The following is a 19353-nucleotide window of genomic DNA, read 5'->3' as shown; positions in this document are numbered from 1 at the left end:
CCAATGAAAACAAATAACGGCTTCAGCCTGATCGAGGTGCTGGTAGCTCTACTGCTAACCACCATCGGTGTACTCGGCATGGTGGCCCTGCAGGGGCGCAGCATCCAATACACCCAGGACTCGGTACAGCGCAACACAGCCATCGTCCTGGCCGGCGACCTGATCGAAATTGTAAGAGCGCACCCGAAAGAGCTCTTCAACACTTCGCCGCCGCAATTTCCTATGAACAGCGGGTTAAAAGGCAGCTCCATTTTTTACAAAGCCGCCGGCGATGACTTCGACGATCGCGAGAGCTGCGTGGCGAGCCCGAGCCGAATCGCGCAAACAGCAAAAGAACTGCGCGACTGCTGGGCAGACAAGGTTGAAGCGTTGCTGCCAGGCGGCAGCGAACTATTCGATAGCGACGTGTACGTCTGCCGCAGCTCCAATCCAGGTGATTGCGACGGCAAGGGCTCAATGCTTGAAATCCGCCTGGCCTGGCAAGTTCGTGACGGCGCATGCCTCGACGCGGACAACTCCGAAGTTTGCAGCTATACAGTTCGGGTAGAACCATGAACCACACTAAACATCAATTCGGCCTGTCCATGGTGGAACTGCTGATTGCGTTAGCGATCAGCAGCTTTCTAATCCTCGGTATTACGCAAGTCTATATCGACAACAAGAGAAACTACGTCTTCCAGCAGAATCAGGCCGGAAACGTTGAGAACAGCCGTTTCGCCGCATTAGTCATTAACGACTATCTGGGTAAGGCCGGCTATCGCCGGACACCGTCAGCGTTGCTGGACATCGTCTTTCCCTCCCGCCCCGCTTCCGGCGGATGCCTTGCGTTCAATGCAGGACATGCCGCGACCGGGCTGGATCCAAGTGTAGGAGTCGGCTTCTGCATTCGATATCAGCCACAGGTCAGCGGCGAGCTGGACTGTCAGGGCACCGCTAGCTCGGTTGTATATGACGAAGCCTTCCCTTCTTCCCCGCCTGACGCAGGCGACCTGACCGTTCTGGCGTTCAAGTTCGAGCCCAGCAGCGACGATCAGCTGCAGGACGGCCGCCTTTTGTGCAAAAGCCTCAACGCCACCACCCCGCAGTACGGCGAGGTACTCCGCGGTATTGCGGACCTGCGTTTGGACTTCGGTGTAGGCAAGACTGACATGCTGGAAAAGGAAGTCACCACCTTCATCCAGCAAGCAGATTGGACACCCACTAGCGGAGCGATCCGTAGCGTGCGCTATGCGCTGCTGCTCGCCAGCCGCGCGGGACAGCGCGACGGCGATTCGAAGGTTCTTACCGACTGGCTGGTAGAAGCCTCACCAGATGCGCAGACCCGACTGGAAGAAGCAGATAACAAACGCATCTATCAGGTGGCAGGAGCCACGCAAACCATCAGGAACCTCATGCCATGACGCCCATTTCCCGCAATTCTCAGGGCGGAGCGGTGCTCCTCGTCTCCCTCGTCATGCTACTGGTGCTAACTGTACTGGCCGTCAGCAGCATGCGCGGGGTAACGCTCGAGTCTCGCATCACCGCCAACCGCGCTCACGACATGAAGACCCAAAGCATTGCAGATGCGGCTTTGCGCGAAGCCGAGTTTCGTTTTTACGGTCCCGGCAACCTGGCCGACAAGCTTGAAGCCAAAGCGGCGAACTGCTTAGCGACGAACACCCTGAAAACCAATGGAATCAATAGTCCCTGCTTGCTTGAAATCAAGACAGATCGCCTGCTGGCCTTCGTGGACCAGCCCCAAACGACCGACGGCGATGATCTCCTAACCACCTCGAACGTCTGGATGCCTTATCGCGGCACAGACCCTGAAACCGATACCGAGGCAGACGCCCACTACAACAGCATCCTGGCGGCTGAAACAGGTAACGCTGCTGTAAACGCCGAGTACGGCGGACGCGGCGAGGGAAGTGGCACCTATTTCTATCTCAACAATGGCAAGACCGGCGACGCCCTCTACCTGCAGTCGACCCACGCCAACATCTACCTTGGCCTTAACAATTGAGAGCCGACATCATGTCCCGTTTTCATCCTTATTCTCGCGTTAAGACGCTCTCATACGCTCTTTTTGGCGTAGCCCTGCTCAGCGCGGCCAACAGTTTTGCAGCTGTGTCACAAAGCCCATTGAGCCTCACCGTTGGTGTCCCGCCGAACATGGCGCTGACCCTGGATGACTCAGGCAGTATGCGCTGGGCCTTCGCCCCGGATAACATCAATGGCCTGCACGCCACTCGACGGGCAAAATCGAGTGATTTCAATCCACTTTATTTCAATCCCAACATTAGCTATGACGCACCAATCGTGTTCGATACGAGCGGTACAGAACAGCAACTGTCTACCAGTTATAGCGCTGCCTTACTCAACGGTTACAAAAGCAACTACGGCAGCATAGATCTACGCAGCAATTACAAATTCACATGGAGCTATGATCTGCTCAGTAGCCAGGCCACCACTTACGGCTACAACAATACGAACAACCGCCTAGGGGAAAACCCTAGTGCCGATTTTCCCACCTGCTACGTCACCGCTTTAAATATTGGCCAAGCCAAAACCTGCTCAAACGCTGGAAAAACCGTCACGATTACCCGCGGGGCTAATACCGGAGGCTGGAACCCAACCCGAACCTGCACTGCCACAATCGATGGCTGGTCAAGCGGAAGCTGTTCATATGACAGCGGCAATGATCGCTACACTGGCAGCTGGACACAAGCGGGCGTCCCAGCCTACTACTACACATATGACGCCACCCTCGCCAGCAACTGCAGCAAGGCTGACGACAACTGCTACCGTCTGAACTTCGTTAACAACGACCAACAGCAAAACTTCGCCAATTGGTACTCGTTCTACCGCAACCGCGCTTTAGCCACCATTTCCGCAGCGGCGCTGGCGTTCTATGACCTTTCCCCCTCGGTTCGCCTCACTTGGCAAGGGCTGGGCAACTGCACCAGTTTCACTGGGACTGACGCCGCCAACTGCTATAACAACTCGCTCAAAGACTATTCACCAGCTCATAAGGGGCAGCTGTACGCATGGCTGCAAGACATCAAGTTTAACCAGAGCACGCCGTTGCCAGCGGCGCTAAAACGTGCGGGCGAGTTCTATACTACCGGCACACCATGGCAGAAAAACCCTAACGGCACAGGCAATACCAGTCAGAACACCTACGCTTGCCGCGCCAGCTACCACATTCTGATGACCGACGGGCAATGGAACGCCACCACTACAATGCCCAGCAACTTTCGTCATGATGCTGCAACTTTCACCCTGCCTGACGGCCGTGCTTATAGTGAGCGCAAGCCCTATTACGACAGCACGAGCAATACGCTGGCCGACTTAGCTATGCACTACTGGGCTACCGACCTTAACCCAGATCTAGACAATGATTTGCCGGCATACATACCTTTCAAAAGTGGCGATACCGCAGCCGACTACTGGGATCCGCGAAACGATCCGGCGACCTGGCAGCATATGACCAACTTCGTGATGGGTCTCGGCCTAACCGAATCCCTGAACAATGCAGATGTCCCTTGGGCCGGCAGCACGTTCGCTGGGCAAGGCTACGCGAGTTTGGTTGCCGGCACGGCCACCTGGCCTGCAGCTTCCAGCGGCAGCGCCAACAACATCTATGACCTTTGGCATGCTGCCATCAACTCACGCGGCGAGTTTTTTAGTGTCGACAGCCCGGAAGCAATGGTTCAGGCCTTCGATGACATCCTGTCCCGAATTGCTGATCGGAAATCCACAGCAGCGCGGCCTGCCATCAACTCCGGCCAAGTCAGTACGGACGAAAACAACAACGGCACGGTCAAAACCGTCTCATACCAGACATCCTATGCCAGCGACGACAACTGGTCTGGCGACGTCAAGCGCTTCGAGAAAGCCTGGAACGCCCAAAACAACGCCTTTGAAACTTCCGAAATATGGAGTGCCAAGAGCCAAGTGCCCGGCTGGCAAAGCCGGACCATAAAAATGGCCGGCAGCACGAACAGCGGCCTAGTGGACTTCACTTGGGACAACGCCGGCTCCGCCAGCACTGCCGGCACGCTTGCCAATCTGCTCAGCCGCGATCCGGAGAACAGCAATCTTCCAGACGCCAGAGGGGAACAGCGCTTGCAGTATCTTCGTGGCAACCGCAGCGGTGAGAACTCCACGTTCCGTCAACGCAGCAGCGTCCTAGGTGACTTCTATTCATCCAGCCCTGCGGTGGTATCCGGGCCCCGCTACCTCGTCAACTTCAGTAATCGACTGGAGGGCAATACCGCTTATTCGACGTTTGCAACTAATATCGCAGGGCGGACGCCTCGCGTATATGTGGGCGGCAATGACGGTATGCTCCACGGCTTCAACGCATTGACCGGTGTCGAGGAGTTTGCCTTCGTTCCCAGCGCCGTTTTCGCCAAGCTCAACAAGCTGACCGGTACCAACTACAGTCATGAGTTCTACGTGGATGGCAGTCCAGTCGTAGCCGACGTTTACAACGGCACAGAGTGGCGCACCATCCTGGTTGGCACTTTGAAAGCCGGTGGCAAATCAATATTTGCGTTGGACATTACAACCCCAGGAAGCGAAGAGCTCCTTTGGGAGTTTGACGACAGCAGCTTGCCGGACGATGCCGCAGCGAAGATGGGCTACAGCTTCTCGCAACCCACCATCGCGCGTCTACACACTGGCACCTGGGGCGTGGTGTTCGGCAACGGCTACGAAAGCGCTAACAACACCAACGGCAAGGCGGCACTGTTTATAGTCGATGCAATGGAGGGCACCCTCCTTACCAGTCTGGAAGTCGAGGGTGTGGACGGCGTTGCGAATGGCCTTTCGACTCCCAAACTTGCCGACTACAACGCCGACGGTGTGGCGGACTACGCCTATGCCGGAGACCTTCAGGGCAACCTCTGGCGCTTCGATCTGCTGCGTAACGGTCGTAGCGATACGGTGCCCTTCACCACCGAAGACGATAGCGAAAACGCCATTGATGACTTCGAGGTGGCCTTTGGCGGCCAACCACTGTTCAGCGCCGTGGCAAACACCGGGACCGAAGGTCGTCAGCCCATTACATCCGCACCAAGCCTAGTGCTCCACCCCACCGGCTTCGGCTATCTGGTCGTATTCGGTACCGGCAAGTTCTTCGAAACCGGTGACAAGGAAGGCGATAAGAGTTTCGCCCAAACGGTCTACGGCATCTGGGACAAGCAGACGCTGGGCGAGGAAGCAAGTGACCCGAATATCGCTCGCAGCAGCTTGCAGGAGCAGACGATCACAACCCAAACCACAGTCGAGGCCAACGGCATCACGCGCCAAGGCCTTGTACTGAGCAATAACAATGTCAGCTGGCAGGGCAGCGACACCCAATCGGCGCAGAATGGCTGGTATCTAAATCTGCGTCAGAGCCAAGGAGAAATGGTGGTGGAGAATATGTCGCAGCTGGGCCGCACGATCTTCTTCCAGTCGCTGATTCCAAATGACGACCCGTGCGGTGATGGCGCGAACAACTGGACCTATGCCATCAATCCCTTCACTGGCGGCAGAACCTCTCACAATGCCTTTGACTACATACCAACCACGGATATCGGTACGACCAATGTCTCAGCGGTTCGTCAGGATGGCGAGGGCGGCGGTACGCTTTCCCAGGATTCCGACGGGACATACCAGTACTGCACAGGCCAGGAATGCATCAATGTCTACCCGGACCCGGCAAGCCTAGGCCGCCAAAGCTGGCGTCGGATCGAACAGGAATAACAAAATGAATCCAGTATTGACGGAGCAGTCCATGAAGCGTGACGAGCGCGGTTTCACCCTGATTGAGCTCATGATCGTGGTCGCGATCATCGGTATCCTGGCCGCGATCGCTTATCCAAGCTACGACGAGTACGTCAAGCGCAGTAACCGCACAGAAGGCCAGGCCCTGCTGAGTGACGCATCCGCTCGGCAAGAGCGTTACTTCGGTCAGAACAATGCCTACATCACGTCAGACGCCGATATAGCCAAGTTGGGGCTGAAGAACGGTAGTACCTCAGAAACTGGCAAATACACGCTATCTGTAGGTACGGACAATGGGGACGGCGGTTATACGCTTACGGCAGAACAACAGTTCGGCGACACCAAGTGTGGCAACCTAACCCTGAACGCGCTGGGAGCTAAAGACAGGACCGGCAGCGGGAAGACCGCGGCGGAGTGTTGGCGCTAAGCCTTCAATTGAGAGGGGCGTCCCCCCTTAGCGTTTAAAAGGGCCTGTCAAAAGGCCGTAGAGCTGACGAAGCCCCGGCACTTTGGCCGGGGTTTTCGTCTAATCAGTTATGTTTTGTTTGAGCACACTGAGACCCGGTCAAAACGCGACACGGCTAAGCCGTTATTGGGAGGCTAAGTTAATCAGTGATCCCTGTGGGCCTCGTTGCATGACTCACGGCAGGTCAAACAGCCTTAACCCGCAACTCCTTCGGCATCGAGAACGTAACGTTCTCCGGCCGCCCTTCCAGCTCGTCCATACCTGTGGCGCCCCACTCCTTCAGCTGCTCGATCACTCCACGCACGAGCACCTCAGGTGCTGATGCGCCGGCAGTGATGCCGATGCGCTCGATGTTCTCAAACCATTCGCGTTTGAGGTCTTCTGCGCCATCGATGAGATAAGCCGGTGTACTCATCCGCTCGGCGAGTTCGCGCAGGCGGTTAGAGTTGGAGCTATTCGGGCTGCCTACGACCAGTACCACATCGCATTCATCGGCCAGTTGCTTCACCGCGTCCTGGCGATTCTGGGTGGCATAGCAGATGTCATCCTTGCGCGGCCCGCCGATGCTTGGGAACTTGCTGCGCAGCGCGTCGATGACGCGGCTGGTGTCATCCATGGACAGCGTGGTCTGGGTGACGAACGCTAGCGCCTGGGGGTCGCGCACTTGCAGCTGGGCGACGTCTTCCTCGTCTTCTACCAGGTAAATCGCGCCACCGTTGCGCGCATCGTACTGCCCCATGGTGCCTTCGACTTCCGGGTGGCCCTGGTGGCCGATGAGGATGCACTCACGTCCATCACGGCTGTACTTGGCCACCTCCAAATGCACCTTGGTCACCAGCGGGCAGGTGGCGTCGAACACCTTCAGGCCGCGTTGTTCCGCCTCCTGTCGCACGGCCTGTGAAACGCCGTGGGCGCTGAAGATGACGATGACGTCGTCCGGCACCTGGTCCAGCTCTTCGACGAAGATTGCCCCGCGCGCGCGTAGGTCTTCGACCACGAACTTGTTGTGTACCACTTCATGCCGCACATAGATCGGCGGCCCGAACACTTCCAGGGCACGGTTGACGATTTCGATGGCGCGATCTACACCCGCGCAGAAGCCGCGAGGGTTGGCGAGTTTGATTTGCATGGTGAGTCTCGGCACGCGACGGTTTGATTTCGGGGGGAGTGTAACGCGATTACGGTGCAGGCATTCTCGGATGCCCTTCATCAGCTAGCGGAAGCGAGCGCCTCCGCTAGCGGGAAGCCGGTTATACCGGTTTGACGTCGATAATCTCGACTTCGAACGTCAGGGTTTTGCCAGCCAGCGGGTGATTGAAATCGACGGTGACCTGATTGTCATCGAACGCCTTCACTACGCCAGGCAATTCTGTACGCGCAGCATCCTGAAAACTGACCATCAGCCCCTCGGAAAGCTCCATTCCGGCGAACTGGCTGCGTGGCATGACCTGCACGTTCTGCGGGTTGACCTGGCCGAAGCCCTGCTCTGGCGCAACTTGCAACGTGCGCTTGTCACCCGCCTTGAGCCCGTAGAGTTGCTGCTCGAAGCCCGGCAGCAGGTTGCCGTCACCCACCTTGAAGGTGGCTGGCTTCTTGTCGAACGTGCTGTCGACCAGCTCGCCCGTTTCCAGGCCAAGCGCGAAATGCAGGGTGACCTCCTTGTCCGGCCCAATGCGCTGTTCAGTCATGTGCAGCTTCTCCGGTCTTGTTGCTCTTGAACATGTCCAGCGCCAGCATGACGGCACCGACGGTGATGGCGCTATCAGCGATATTGAACGCAGGGAAATACCAGCGGTTCTGCCAATGCACCAGAATGAAATCAACCACGTGACCAAGCACTACGCGGTCGTAGAGATTGCCAATGGCGCCGCCCAGCACCAGCGCCAGCGCGACGGCCAACCAGGTTTCGCTCGGCTTCAGACGCTTGAGCCACACAACCAGCACAGCACTCACACCAATCGCAATCACTGCAAACAGCCAGCGCTGCCAACCGCTGTGATCGGCCAAAAAGCTGAATGCCGCGCCGGTGTTGTAGGCCAGTGTCCAGGCGAAATAGCCCGGAATCAGGTCGACCTTCTGGTACAGGCTGAAATTGGCTTCGAAGTAATGCTTGGTAGCTTGATCAAGGGCGATCACCAGCACGCTGAGCCACAGCCAGGCGAGCCTGCCGAAACGCGCACTCATTGTGCAGCCTCCGGCTTGCTGATCGTCCGGCGGGTATCACGCATAGTGGCGGACCTCACCTGCGCCTTCGATATTCTCCACGCAGCGACCGCAGATCTCCGGATGCTCGGCATGCGAACCGACGTCCGGGAGATGATGCCAGCAGCGACCACACTTGCTGTGCACAGTCTTCTTGACCACCAACTTGAGGCCGGCCAATTCGCTCTCCACGGCCTCGGCTGGCGCCTGAGTCAGCGGAGCGATATCGACGGCAGAGGTGATCAGCACGAAGCGCAGCTCGTTGCCCAGCTTGGCCAACTCCGCAGCCAGCGCGTCTTCTGCATATAGCGTGACTTCCGCCTGCAGGTTGCCGCCAATGGTCTTGGCCGCACGCTGGTTTTCCAGTTCCTTGTTCACCGCGGTCTTGACCGCCATGACCTTGTCCCAGAAGGCGCGATCCAGCTCGGCGTCCTGTGGCAGCTCGGTCAGGCCGGTGTACCAGGTGTTGAGCATCACCGACTCATTACGCTCGCCCGGCAGGTACTGCCAGATTTCCTCGGCAGTAAACGCCAGGATCGGCGCAATCCAGCGCACCAGCGCTTCGGCGATGTGATACAGCGCGGTCTGGCAGGAGCGACGTGGCAGGCTGTCGGCACCAGTGGTGTACTGGCGGTCCTTGATGATGTCGAGGTAGAACCCGCCCAGCTCCTGCACGCAGAAGTTGTGCACCTTTTGGTAGACGTTCCAGAAGCGATAGGTCGTATAGGCCTCTTCGATTTCCTGCTGCAGCAGCAGTGCGCGGTCGATGGCCCAGCGGTCCAGGGCGATCAGCTGATCATTCGGCACCATGTGCTGCGCGGGATCGAAGCCGTCGAGATTCGAGAGCAGGAAACGTGCGGTGTTACGGATACGCCGGTAGGCATCGGCGCTGCGCTGCAGGATCTGCTTGGAAACGGCCATCTCGCCGGAATAGTCGGTGGCCGAGACCCATAGACGAAGGATATCGGCGCCCATGCTGTCGGTGATTTCCTGCGGCGCGATCACATTGCCGAGCGATTTCGACATCTTGCGGCCGTTCTCGTCCACGGTGAAACCATGGGTGAGCAGCCCCTTGTACGGCGCATGACCGTCGATGGCGGCGCCGGTCAGCAGCGAGGAATGGAACCAGCCGCGATGCTGGTCGGAGCCTTCCAGATAGAGATCGGCACGAGGGCCGCTTTCGTGGCCCATGGGGTGCGAGCCGCGCATCACATGCCAATGGGTGGTGCCGGAATCGAACCAGACATCCAGGGTGTCGGTGATCTTTTCGTACTGTGCAGCTTCCTCGCCGAGCAACTCGGCTGCGTCGAGCTTCGACCAAGCCTCGATGCCGCCTTGTTCGACACGCTGCGCCACTTGCTCCATCAGCTCGACGGTACGCGGGTGCAGCTCGCCGCTTTCCTTGTGCAGGAAGAACGGGATTGGCACGCCCCAGGTCCGCTGGCGCGAGATGCACCAGTCCGGGCGCCCGGCGATCATGCCGTGCAGGCGCGCCTGCCCCCAGGCCGGGACAAATTCGGTCTGCTCGATGGCATCCAGCGCGCGACGGCGCAGCGAGCTGCCATCGTGGGCAACCTTGTCCATGCCGACAAACCACTGCGCCGTGGCGCGGTAGATCAGCGGGGTTTTGTGCCGCCAGCAGTGCATGTAGCTGTGCTGGATCGACTCGTGCTTGAGCAGCGCGCCAACCTCGGCGAGCTTCTCGACGATGGCCGGGTTGGCCTTCCAGATGAACTGGCCACCAAAGAACGGGAGGTCCGAGACGTAGACACCGTTGCTCTGCACCGGTCCGAGAATGTCGTCGTTCTCCATCCCGTAGTGCTTGCACGAGCGGAAGTCGTCCTCGCCGTAGGCCGGCGCCGAGTGAACGATACCGGTACCGGCGCCCGTTTCGACGTAATCGGCCAGGTAGACCGGGGCGAAGCGCTCGTAAAACGGGTGGCGGAAGCGGATCAGCTCCAACGCCTTGCCTTCGCAACGGGCGATGATTTCACCCGACAGGCCGTAGCGCTGCAAGCAGGACTCGACCAGTTCCTCAGCCAACACCAGCAGGCGCTCGCCGGTGTCGACCAGCGCGTAAACGAACTCAGGGTGCACGTTGAGCGCCTGGTTGGCCGGTATGGTCCAGGGCGTGGTGGTCCAGATCACGATGCTGGCGCGCTTTGCCAGGCTGGTCAGTCCGAACGCGACGGCCAGCTTGTCGGCATCCTCGACCTCGAAAGCGACGTCGATGGCATCGGATTTCTTGTCCTGATATTCGACTTCCGCCTCGGCCAGCGCCGAACCGCAGTCGAAGCACCAGTTCACCGGCTTCAGGCCCTTGAAGACGAAGCCGCCTTCGACCAGTTTGGCCAGGGCGCGGATTTCCCCCGCTTCATTGGCAAAGTCCATGGTCTTGTACGGGTTGTCCCAGTCACCCAGGACGCCGAGGCGAATGAAGTCGGCCTTCTGCCCTTCGATCTGCTCGGCGGCGTAGGCGCGGCAGCGCTCGCGGGTCAGGTCGGCTGGCTGGTTCTTGCCGTAGGTGGTCTCGACCTTGTGTTCGATCGGCAGACCGTGGCAGTCCCAGCCCGGCACATAGGGCGCGTCGAAACCAGACAGGGTGCGTGAGCGGACGATCATGTCCTTGATGACTTTGTTCACCGCGTGGCCGATGTGAATGTTGCCGTTGGCATACGGCGGGCCATCGTGCAGGACGAACTTCGGGCGACCTTCGCCGATCTGCCGCAGCTTCCGGTACAGGTCAATGCTGTTCCAGCGCTGCAGAATCTCCGGCTCGCGCTGTGGCAGACCGGCCTTCATCGGAAATGCCGTGGACGGCAGATTGAGGGTCGCTTTGTAATCGGTCATTTCAGTCCTGACTCGTCATGAGGGGTGAAGCCCGCCAGTATTCGCGGGCAGCGGCGATGTCGGCTTCGATCGCCGTCTTGAGCGCCTCCAGCGAGGCGAAACGCTGCTCGTCGCGCAGCTTGCGATGGAAGGTGACCTGCACCAGACGCCCATACAGGTCGCCCTGGTAATCGAGTAGATGCACTTCCAGATGTGGTTTACCGTCACTCTCGACCGAGGGGCGCATGCCGATATTGGCAACACCGGCAAGCGACTTGCCGTCCAGTTCGAAACTGACCAGGAACACGCCACTCAGCGGCGTGTTGCGACGCTTGAGCTGGACATTGGCGGTCGGCGCGCCGAGCTGCCGGCCCAGTTTCTGTCCATGCATGACCCGGCCGGTGATACCAAATGGTCTGCCGAGCAGCGCTTCGGCGCAGGCCAGGTCACCCTCCGCCAGCACCTGGCGCAGCCGTGTGCTGCTGACCCGCTCGCCATCCACCTCGATGGTGGTGGCGGCCTCGACCGAGAAGCCTTCGGCCGCGCCGGCCTTTAGCAGAAAGTCGAAATCGCCGGCGCGGTCGCAGCCAAAACGGAAATCATCACCCACTTCCAGATGCTGCACTCCCAACCCTTCCACCAGCGTGGCGTGGACGAATTCAGCGGCACTCAGCTCACGCAGGCGGCGATTGAACGCCAGACACAGCACCAGATCGACGCCCTGCTCGCTCAGCAGCTGCAACTTCTCACGTAAACGGGTCAGCCGTGCCGGCGCCTTGTCCGGCGAAAAGAATTCGCGTGGCTGCGGCTCGAAGATCACTACGCAGCTGGGCAGCCCCAATTCGGCCGCACGCTCGCGCAGCCGCGCCAGGATGGCCTGATGCCCCCGGTGCACGCCGTCGAAATTGCCGATGGTGGCGACGCAGCCCCGATGTCGGGGTCGCAGATTGTGAAGGCCTCGAACCAGCTGCATACCGCACTTCTTGCTTGAAAAGTGGCCGATTATACGCACGTGCCGAGCATCCCGGACAGGTTTGCGCCGCCCGTGAATCGTCGATCAATGCCGTAAATGCCGCGGCCGCAGCCCTGTCAGCAACAACCCGGCGGCGAAAGCAACGAGTCCAGCACAGACAAGAATCCCCAACCGCAGCGTCCGCTGCTGCCAACCCCAGGCAAACCATTCCTGCGCCGGCACATTAAGCCACCAGACCACCGCCACCATTGCCGCACAAGCGGCCGCCAGACGCAGCCCGAATAGCCACCAACCTGGGGCGGGATGGTAGACGCCGACCTTGTACAAGCCCCAGAACAACAGCACTGCGTTGAGCATTGAAGATAGCGATGTAGCCAATGCCAATCCCACGTGCTGCAAAGGCCAGATCAGAATCAGATTCATCACCATGTTCGCGACCATGCAGATTACCGCGACGCGCACCGGAGTCTTGAGGTCCTGACGCGCGAAGAAGCCCGGGGCCAGCACTTTGATCAGCATGAACGCCAGCACACCCAGCGAATAGGCCTGCAGCGCCCTGGCCGATTGCACCACCGCCTCCTCGCTCATTGCGCCGTAGTAGAACAGGCTGGCGATCATCGGCTCGGCGAGGATGCCCAGCGCCAGCGCCGCTGGAACGCCCACCAGCAAAACCATGCGCAACGCCCAATCGAGCGTCGCGGAGAACGCCTTCGGGTCCTCTCCGGCGTGCTGGCGCGACAGGCTCGGCAGGATCACCGTGCCGATGGCGATACCGAATGCCCCCAACGGCAACTCGGACAGCCGATCGGCGTAATACAGCCAGGACACGCTGCCGGTCTGCAGGAAGGACGCCAGCACCGTATCGAGCAGCAGGTTGATCTGACTGACCGAGACACCGAACAGCGCCGGCACCATCAGCAGCATGATGCGCCGCACGCCTTCGTCGCCCCGCTTGACCCTCGGCCGGGGCAACAGGCCCAGCTTGGCGACGTACGGCAGCTGGAAGGCCAGCTGAGCGAAACCGGCAATAAACACGCCCCAGGCTAGCGCCATGATGGGCTGATCGAAATACGGCGTGAGAAACACCGCCGAGGCGATCATGCAGACATTGAGCAGCACCGGCGTGAAGCCCGGCACCGCGAAGTGCCCGTAACTGTTGAGTACGCCGGAGGTGAATGCCGTCAGCGAGATCAGCATCAGGTAGGGAAAGGTAATCCGCAGCAGCTCACCGGCCAGCTGCATCTTCGCCGGATCGTCATGGAAACCCGGCGCGAAGACCATGACCACATAGGGCGCAAACAGCACCCCGAGCGCGGTCAGCCCCGCAAGAATGAGGCCGAGCATGCCGGCGGTGCGATCCACTAGCTGCTTGACGTCCGCCAGCGTGCGCTTGGTGCGATATTCCGACAGCACTGGCACGAAAGCTTGGGCAAAGGCGCCCTCGGCAAACAGTCGGCGCAGGAAGTTGGGAATCTTGAACGCAATGAAAAAAGCGTCGGCGGCAGCCCCTGAACCGAAGTAGCTGGCGACGACCATATCGCGTACCATGCCCAGCACGCGTGACAGCAGGGTCATGACACTGACCACAGCGCTGGAACGCAACAATCCGCCCTTGCCGGTTTTTTCGGACATTTGTCTTCCTAGAATTGCAGCGAGATTGATCGACCGAACGCACAGCGCCGGCCGGATCGATGGCCAGTTACGACACGAAAAGAGGCGGCGAGTTTAGCCGCAGCCCTTCTGTCCGACCAGCTTCTCAAGCCATTCGACCGGGCTTGACAAGCGCCCTTCGCGTCGGCATGATTCGCGGCCTTATTTGCTTGCAATCCCCCCAGTTTTCGAGGAGTTCGACGGTGGCCAACAGCCCTTCCGCCAAAAAACGCGCAATTCAGGCTGAGAAGCGTCGCAGCCACAATGCCAGCTTGCGCTCCATGGTTCGTACCTACATCAAGAATGTGGTCAAGGCCATCGATGCCAAAGACCTGGACAAGGCTCGCACAGCCTACACCGCAGCTGTGCCGGTCATTGACCGCATGGCCGACAAAGGCATCATCCACAAGAACAAAGCTGCTCGTCACAAGAGCCGCCTGAACGGCCACATCAAGGCCCTCGGCGAAGCTGCTGCAGCCTAACTGCAGGTTCTTGTAAAAAAACCGGCCTAGCGCCGGTTTTTTTGTGCCTGCCCTTATGCCCCATCCCGACGAATCGAGACGACCGCGATTATTGCGTCACCGGCCAAGGCAGGATCGGAATCGCCGTCACCGCATTCTGCGGACTACCCTCAATGATCCGATCGCTGTACACGAGATAGACCAGCGCATTGCGCGACTCATCAAAGAAGCGCACCACCTGCATGCTTTTGAACACCAGTGACGTACGCTCCTTGAACACCACATCGCCGTCCTTGAGCTTGCCCTTGATGCGGATCGGGCCGACCTGACGACAGGCGATGGAGGCCTCCGCGCGATCCTCCGCCAGCCCCAAGCCACCCTTGATTCCACCAGTCTTGGCCCGTGACAGATAGCAGGTCACGCCATCGACCAAGGGATCGTCGAAAGCCTCGACGACGATCTTGTGATTCGGCCCGAGCCACTTGAATACCGTGTCGACCGCGCCGATCTCCTCGGCAACCGTCAGACCTGGAAGAGCCAACCCCACCATCAGTGCCGCAATCGCCAAGCGCATGAAAAACCTCAGACCAGAATCATGTTGTCGCGATGAATAAGCTCGGGCTCATCAACGTAGCCGAGCAGCTTTTCGATCTCATCTGATGGGCGCCCGAGAATGCGCTGCGCCTCGGCCGCACTGTAGTTCACCAGTCCGCGCGCCACTTCCGCACCCTGCGGCCCGACACAGACCACCATCTCGCCACGACGGAATGCACCCTGCACAGCGCGCACACCGACAGGCAGCAGACTGCGATTGCCCTGACGCAAGGCATGCACGGCACCGTCATCCAACGTCAGCGTGCCGCGCGTTTGCAGATGCCCGGCCAGCCACTGCTTGCGGGCCGCATGGCGACTGCACTCCGGCGCCAGCAGCGTACCCAGACGCTCGCCCGCCTTGAGGCGCGCCAGCACCTGCTCGATACGGCCACCGACAATCACCGTATGCGCGCCGGATCGCGCAGCAAGACGCGCCGCGCGCAGCTTGGTCTGCATACCACCGCGCCCCAGCGCGCCACCCGTACCGCCAGCTACCGCATCCAACGCAGGATCGTCGGCGCGCGCCTCGCTGATCAGATTGGCTTGAGGATTGAAACGAGGATCGGCATCGAACATGCCGTCGCGGTCGGTCAGGATGACCAGCAAATCAGCCTCGACCAGGTTGGCGACCAGCGCAGCAAGCGTGTCATTGTCACCAAAGCGGATCTCGTCGGTGACCACGGTGTCGTTCTCATTGATGACCGGCACCACACCTAGATCGATGAGCGTGCGCAGCGTGCTGCGCGCATTGAGGTAGCGCTTGCGGTCCGAGAGATCGTCGTGGGTGACGAGAATCTGCGCTGTCTGCTGATCGCAGCGAGCAAAGCTGGATTCCCAGGCGCGAATCAAACCCATCTGGCCGACCGCGGCAGCCGCCTGCAGCTCATGCACAGCTTTTGGCCGAGCACTCCAGCCGAGACGACTCATGCCCGCCGCAACCGCACCCGAGGACACCAACACGAGCTCCACCCCAGCCTCGCGCAAGGCCACCATCTGATCGACCCAGACCGCCATCGCGGCCTGATCGAGCCCGCGACCGTCAGCGGTCAGCAGCGCACTGCCGATCTTGACCACCCAGCGCCGCGCACCGCTCACCTTGTCCCGCATCGTTCCCGCCTTCTATACGGCCAAAACACTTCCGGATCGGACTGCGCACGAGCCAGCCCACCGACCACTCGCCTGACCGGGCCGCGCAGCGGCCCGGGGCTCGACTCAGCGCACGTAGATGATTTCGGCACCGCCCTCGTCATCATCATCGTCGTCGAAGTCGTCATCCTCGACCTCATCAGCCGCCTTGACGCCAGCGCGGCGCAATGCACGCTGATCATCCAGCTCCTGCAACCGCGCGCGCGCCTCATCTTCGATCTGGCGATCGAGCTCGGCCAAGGCCTCAGCGTAGTCAGGCTCTTCGGCGATGCGCACGGTGCGCTCATCCAGATAACGCATGATGGCCTGGCTCAGCGCTTCGGTACCCTCACTCTCCAACGCGGAGATGACGAATACCGGGCCCTTCCAGTCCAACCGCTCAACCACCTGCCGTACACGCTGCTCACGCTCGTCTTCCAGCAGCTGATCAGCCTTGTTCAACACCAACCAGCGATCACGCTGCGTCAGGGCCGGGCTGAACTTCTCCAGCTCATGCAGGATCACCTCCGCCGCATCGGCCGGATCACTACCGTCCAACGGCGCCATGTCCACCAGATGCAACAGCAGGCGAGTACGCGCCAAGTGCTTGAGAAAGCGAATCCCCAGCCCCGCACCCTCAGCCGCACCCTCGATAAGGCCCGGAATATCGGCAAGCACGAAGCTTTTGTAGCGCCCGACACTGACAACGCCGAGATTCGGCACCAGCGTGGTGAACGGATAATCGGCGACCTTCGGCTTGGCCGCCGAAACCGAACGAATGAAGGTGCTCTTGCCGGCATTCGGCAAGCCCAGCAGACCGACATCCGCCAACACCTTCAGCTCGAGCTTGAGGTCGCGCGCGTCGCCGGGCTTGCCCGGCGTAGTCTGCCGCGGCGCACGGTTGGTACTGGACTTGAAGCGCGTATTGCCCAACCCATGCCAGCCGCCTTGAGCCACCAGCAAACGCTGCCCGGCCTTGGTGAGGTCGCCCATGATTTCCTGGGTAGCGGCATCGATCACTGTAGTGCCGACCGGGACCGGAAGAATCAGATCCTCGCCCTTGGCCCCAGTGCAATCGGTGCTGCCGCCTTTCTGCCCGTTCTGCGCATTGAAACGACGGGTATAGCGGTAGTCCACCAGGGTATTGAGGTTTTCGTCAGCCTCCAGATACACCGAGCCGCCGTCACCGCCATCACCGCCGTTGGGACCACCCTTTTCGATGAACTTCTCACGACGAAAGCTCATCATGCCGTTGCCGCCGTCGCCGGCCTTTACAAAAATCGATACTTCATCGACGAATTTCATGAGAACGCCTCCCGTCGCAGGACGGGCTTAGGAAACAAGAAACGTAAGGGTCTTGCAAAAAACCCAGCGAAAACTGAATGAGCACCGAGCAGTTTCTTTGCAAGAGCCTCACAGGATACAGAAACAAAAAAGCCCCGTCGCATGACAGGGCTTTTCCAGCAACGGCGCAGTTAGGCTGCGACGACGCTCACGTAGCGACGGCCGAAAGCGCCCTTCACTTCGAACTTGATCACGCCTTCCACTTTCGCGAACAGGGTGTGATCCTTGCCCATACCAACACCGTAGCCGGGGTGGAACTGGGTGCCGCGCTGACGCACGATGATGTTGCCGGCCTTGATGGCCTGGCCGCCGTACATCTTCACGCCAAGGCGTTTAGCTTCTGAGTCGCGACCGTTGCGGGTAGAACCGCCAGCTTTTTTGTGTGCCATGAGTTCAATACTCCTATAAGGGGATTCAGGCCCGATTAGCCCTGAATACCGGTGATTTTGACCTCAGTGAACCACTGACGGTGGCCCTGACGCTTCATGTGGTGCTTACGACGGCGGAATTTGATGATGGTGACCTTGTCGTGACGGCCCTGGGCGATCACTTCAGCGGTAACCTTGGCACCATCGACCACCGGAGCGCCGATCTTTACATCATCGCCGTTGCCGATCAGCAGAACGCGGTCAAAAGTGACAGCTTCGCCAGTCGCAACTTCGAGTTTTTCAATCTTGAGGTATTCGCCTTCGGCGACTTTGTATTGCTTGCCGCCGGTTACGATAACTGCGTACATCTGTGTATCTCCGTTGATCCTGCTCACCCAGCGCTTTGAAAGAATGATTAGTGGCTGGCATGGCTGCATGGGGCCGGAAGGTGACGCCCGTGCAATTGCGTAAGGCAGGGAAATGCCCAGGGGGAAGTTCAGGGTCCGCGATTGTACGCATGCGATACACCCCGCGCAATAGCCAACTGGCGTTGCCTTGACAGTGCCAGACCCGCCCCCTAGCATGCCGCGCAATCTGCGAGGAGTCCCCGATGCAACCCCAGCCTTTCTATCAAGTTGTGGCGGACGATTTTGCCGCTGTCGACGGCATCATCCGCAAGCAACTGACTTCGCGCGTTCCTCTGGTGGAAAAGATCGGGGATTACATCACGTCGGCCGGCGGCAAGCGCCTGCGCCCATTGTTGGTGCTGCTCAGCGGCAGCGCGCTTGGCCATCAGGGCGATCAACTGCGCCTGCTGGCCGCCATCATCGAATTCCTGCACACGTCCACACTGCTGCATGACGACGTCGTCGACATGTCCGGCATGCGCCGCGGCCGCTCCACCGCCAACGCCTTGTGGGGCAACGCCCCCAGCGTACTGGTAGGCGACTTTTTATATGCACGCTCGTTCGAAATGATGGTGGAACTGGACTCCATGCCGGTGATGCGCATCATCTCCCAGGCAACGCGCGTCATCGCCGAAGGCGAAGTGCTGCAGCTGTCGAAAGTTCGCGACGCCAGCACCACCGAAGAAATCTACATGGAAGTCATCCGCGGCAAGACCGCCATGCTCTTCGAGGCTTCGACTCACAGCGCGGCCACCCTGGCCGGCGCCAGCGAGGAGCAACGTGAAGCGCTGCGTACTTTCGGAGATCACCTCGGCATCGCCTTCCAGCTGGTCGACGACCTACTCGATTATCAGGGCGACGCGGAAACTCTCGGCAAGAACGTCGGCGACGACCTTGCCGAAGGCAAGCCTACCCTTCCGCTGATCTACACCATGCGCGAAGGAACTGCCGAACAGGCTGCTCTGGTCCGCAAGGCTATCCAGAAAGGCGGCCTGGATGATCTGGAAAGCATCCGCGCCGCCGTCGAGGCAGCAGGTGCACTGGACTACACCGCCAGACTTGCGCGCGACTATGCCGAACGCGCCATCGCCTGCCTGGAAGTCATTCCCGCCAACCAGTACCGCGATGCCTTGGTCGAACTCTGCCGCTTCGCCGTAGCGCGCACGCACTGACAACACTC

At 59.8% G+C, this 19353-nt stretch carries 18 protein-coding genes; 7 read left to right on the top strand and 11 right to left on the bottom strand.

From position 1 onward, the window contains the following. Window positions 1–3 precede the first annotated feature (3 nt). From pilV to UIB01_RS04255, 5 genes are read left to right on the top strand one after another with little or no spacing between them, the layout of a single operon-like run. Entirely contained in the window at window positions 4–555 is a 552-nt protein-coding gene (gene pilV, locus UIB01_RS04275; RefSeq protein ID WP_038657184.1) for a type IV pilus modification protein PilV, read from the top strand. Next, the gene (locus UIB01_RS04270) at window positions 552–1400 is read left to right on the top strand and encodes a PilW family protein (RefSeq protein ID WP_038657182.1); all 849 of its coding nucleotides are present in this window, start codon (window positions 552–554) and stop codon (window positions 1398–1400) included. The genes pilV and UIB01_RS04270 overlap by 4 nt, the downstream gene beginning before the upstream one ends. Continuing rightward, window positions 1397–2002: a PilX N-terminal domain-containing pilus assembly protein gene (locus UIB01_RS04265; protein ID WP_038657180.1), complete on the top strand. Its 606-nt coding sequence runs from the start codon at window positions 1397–1399 to the stop codon at window positions 2000–2002. The genes UIB01_RS04270 and UIB01_RS04265 overlap by 4 nt, the downstream gene beginning before the upstream one ends. A gap of 11 nt (window positions 2003–2013) precedes the next feature. Continuing rightward, a complete protein-coding gene (locus UIB01_RS04260) occupies window positions 2014–5733 on the top strand; it encodes a pilus assembly protein (protein ID WP_196247250.1) in 3720 nt (1239 codons plus the stop codon). Between the two features lie 4 nt (window positions 5734–5737). Continuing rightward, window positions 5738–6181 (top strand): type IV pilin protein, encoded by a 444-nt coding sequence (locus UIB01_RS04255; RefSeq protein WP_080695048.1) that lies wholly within the window; start codon window positions 5738–5740, stop codon window positions 6179–6181. A gap of 223 nt (window positions 6182–6404) precedes the next feature. Here UIB01_RS04255 and ispH read toward each other — a convergent pair whose 3' ends face one another. From ispH to murJ, 6 genes are all read right to left on the bottom strand, one after another. Continuing rightward, window positions 6405–7349, bottom strand: coding sequence for a 4-hydroxy-3-methylbut-2-enyl diphosphate reductase (gene ispH, locus UIB01_RS04250; protein WP_038657178.1), 945 nt, complete (start codon window positions 7347–7349; stop codon window positions 6405–6407). 121 nt (window positions 7350–7470) lie between these two features. Continuing rightward, the gene (locus UIB01_RS04245; RefSeq protein ID WP_038657176.1) at window positions 7471–7908 is read right to left on the bottom strand and encodes an FKBP-type peptidyl-prolyl cis-trans isomerase; all 438 of its coding nucleotides are present in this window, start codon (window positions 7906–7908) and stop codon (window positions 7471–7473) included. Next, window positions 7901–8404, bottom strand: a complete 504-nt coding sequence (gene lspA / locus UIB01_RS04240; RefSeq protein ID WP_038657174.1) for a signal peptidase II — start codon at window positions 8402–8404, stop codon at window positions 7901–7903. The genes UIB01_RS04245 and lspA overlap by 8 nt, the downstream gene beginning before the upstream one ends. 36 nt (window positions 8405–8440) lie before the next feature. Further along, entirely contained in the window at window positions 8441–11272 is a 2832-nt protein-coding gene (gene ileS, locus UIB01_RS04235) for an isoleucine--tRNA ligase (protein WP_038657173.1), read from the bottom strand. 1 nt (window position 11273) lies between these two features. Beyond that, entirely contained in the window at window positions 11274–12224 is a 951-nt protein-coding gene (gene ribF, locus UIB01_RS04230; protein ID WP_038657171.1) for a bifunctional riboflavin kinase/FAD synthetase, read from the bottom strand. Between the two features lie 84 nt (window positions 12225–12308). Beyond that, window positions 12309–13856 carry a murein biosynthesis integral membrane protein MurJ gene (murJ, locus tag UIB01_RS04225; RefSeq protein WP_038657169.1) on the bottom strand — a complete coding sequence of 516 codons (1548 nt, stop codon included), beginning with the start codon at window positions 13854–13856 and terminating at the stop codon, window positions 12309–12311. A 221-nt stretch (window positions 13857–14077) separates the two neighbouring features. On the opposite strand from murJ, the gene rpsT reads away from it, so the two are divergent. After that, complete coding sequence (rpsT, locus tag UIB01_RS04220; RefSeq protein WP_003281567.1) at window positions 14078–14356, top strand: 30S ribosomal protein S20; 279 nt, start codon at window positions 14078–14080, stop codon at window positions 14354–14356. Window positions 14357–14444: 88 nt separating this feature from the next. On the opposite strand, the gene UIB01_RS04215 is transcribed toward rpsT, so the two are convergent. The 5 genes from UIB01_RS04215 to rplU form a co-directional block, all read right to left on the bottom strand. Continuing rightward, window positions 14445–14909, bottom strand: coding sequence for a CreA family protein (locus UIB01_RS04215; protein ID WP_038657167.1), 465 nt, complete (start codon window positions 14907–14909; stop codon window positions 14445–14447). An 8-nt stretch (window positions 14910–14917) separates the two neighbouring features. After that, the gene (gene proB, locus UIB01_RS04210) at window positions 14918–16036 is read right to left on the bottom strand and encodes a glutamate 5-kinase (protein ID WP_038657165.1); all 1119 of its coding nucleotides are present in this window, start codon (window positions 16034–16036) and stop codon (window positions 14918–14920) included. Between the two features lie 105 nt (window positions 16037–16141). Next, on the bottom strand, window positions 16142–17359 hold the full coding sequence (gene cgtA / locus UIB01_RS04205) for an Obg family GTPase CgtA (RefSeq protein WP_038657163.1): 1218 nt from the start codon (window positions 17357–17359) through the stop codon (window positions 16142–16144). 170 nt (window positions 17360–17529) lie between these two features. After that, on the bottom strand, window positions 17530–17787 hold the full coding sequence (gene rpmA, locus UIB01_RS04200) for a 50S ribosomal protein L27 (protein WP_015278103.1): 258 nt from the start codon (window positions 17785–17787) through the stop codon (window positions 17530–17532). A gap of 35 nt (window positions 17788–17822) precedes the next feature. After that, entirely contained in the window at window positions 17823–18134 is a 312-nt protein-coding gene (gene rplU, locus UIB01_RS04195) for a 50S ribosomal protein L21 (protein ID WP_003302133.1), read from the bottom strand. Window positions 18135–18376: 242 nt separating this feature from the next. Here rplU and UIB01_RS04190 point away from each other — a divergent pair, with 242 nt between their 5' ends. Beyond that, the gene (locus UIB01_RS04190) at window positions 18377–19345 is read left to right on the top strand and encodes a polyprenyl synthetase family protein (RefSeq protein ID WP_038657160.1); all 969 of its coding nucleotides are present in this window, start codon (window positions 18377–18379) and stop codon (window positions 19343–19345) included. Window positions 19346–19353: the final 8 nt, after the last annotated feature.

Origin of the sequence: Stutzerimonas decontaminans, from assembly GCF_000661915.1 — a bacterium.
GTDB classification, from domain to species: domain Bacteria; phylum Pseudomonadota; class Gammaproteobacteria; order Pseudomonadales; family Pseudomonadaceae; genus Stutzerimonas; species Stutzerimonas decontaminans.
This window is presented reverse-complemented; position numbering and strand designations above follow the sequence as displayed.

Excerpts from the sequence above, each read along its gene's own strand:
- pilV (WP_038657184.1), top strand. The coding sequence starts at position 4 with ATGAAAACAAATAACGGCTTCAGCCTGATCGAGGTGCTGGTAGCTCTA.
- UIB01_RS04270 (WP_038657182.1), top strand. The coding sequence starts at position 552 with ATGAACCACACTAAACATCAATTCGGCCTGTCCATGGTGGAACTGCTG.
- UIB01_RS04265 (WP_038657180.1), top strand. The coding sequence starts at position 1,397 with ATGACGCCCATTTCCCGCAATTCTCAGGGCGGAGCGGTGCTCCTCGTC.
- UIB01_RS04260 (WP_196247250.1), top strand. The coding sequence starts at position 2,014 with ATGTCCCGTTTTCATCCTTATTCTCGCGTTAAGACGCTCTCATACGCT.
- UIB01_RS04255 (WP_080695048.1), top strand. The coding sequence starts at position 5,738 with ATGAATCCAGTATTGACGGAGCAGTCCATGAAGCGTGACGAGCGCGGT.
- ispH (WP_038657178.1), bottom strand. The coding sequence starts at position 7,349 with ATGCAAATCAAACTCGCCAACCCTCGCGGCTTCTGCGCGGGTGTAGAT.
- UIB01_RS04245 (WP_038657176.1), bottom strand. The coding sequence starts at position 7,908 with ATGACTGAACAGCGCATTGGGCCGGACAAGGAGGTCACCCTGCATTTC.
- lspA (WP_038657174.1), bottom strand. The coding sequence starts at position 8,404 with ATGAGTGCGCGTTTCGGCAGGCTCGCCTGGCTGTGGCTCAGCGTGCTG.
- ileS (WP_038657173.1), bottom strand. The coding sequence starts at position 11,272 with ATGACCGATTACAAAGCGACCCTCAATCTGCCGTCCACGGCATTTCCG.
- ribF (WP_038657171.1), bottom strand. The coding sequence starts at position 12,224 with ATGCAGCTGGTTCGAGGCCTTCACAATCTGCGACCCCGACATCGGGGC.
- murJ (WP_038657169.1), bottom strand. The coding sequence starts at position 13,856 with ATGTCCGAAAAAACCGGCAAGGGCGGATTGTTGCGTTCCAGCGCTGTG.
- UIB01_RS04215 (WP_038657167.1), bottom strand. The coding sequence starts at position 14,909 with ATGCGCTTGGCGATTGCGGCACTGATGGTGGGGTTGGCTCTTCCAGGT.
- proB (WP_038657165.1), bottom strand. The coding sequence starts at position 16,036 with ATGCGGGACAAGGTGAGCGGTGCGCGGCGCTGGGTGGTCAAGATCGGC.
- cgtA (WP_038657163.1), bottom strand. The coding sequence starts at position 17,359 with ATGAAATTCGTCGATGAAGTATCGATTTTTGTAAAGGCCGGCGACGGC.
- rpmA (WP_015278103.1), bottom strand. The coding sequence starts at position 17,787 with ATGGCACACAAAAAAGCTGGCGGTTCTACCCGCAACGGTCGCGACTCA.
- rplU (WP_003302133.1), bottom strand. The coding sequence starts at position 18,134 with ATGTACGCAGTTATCGTAACCGGCGGCAAGCAATACAAAGTCGCCGAA.
- UIB01_RS04190 (WP_038657160.1), top strand. The coding sequence starts at position 18,377 with ATGCAACCCCAGCCTTTCTATCAAGTTGTGGCGGACGATTTTGCCGCT.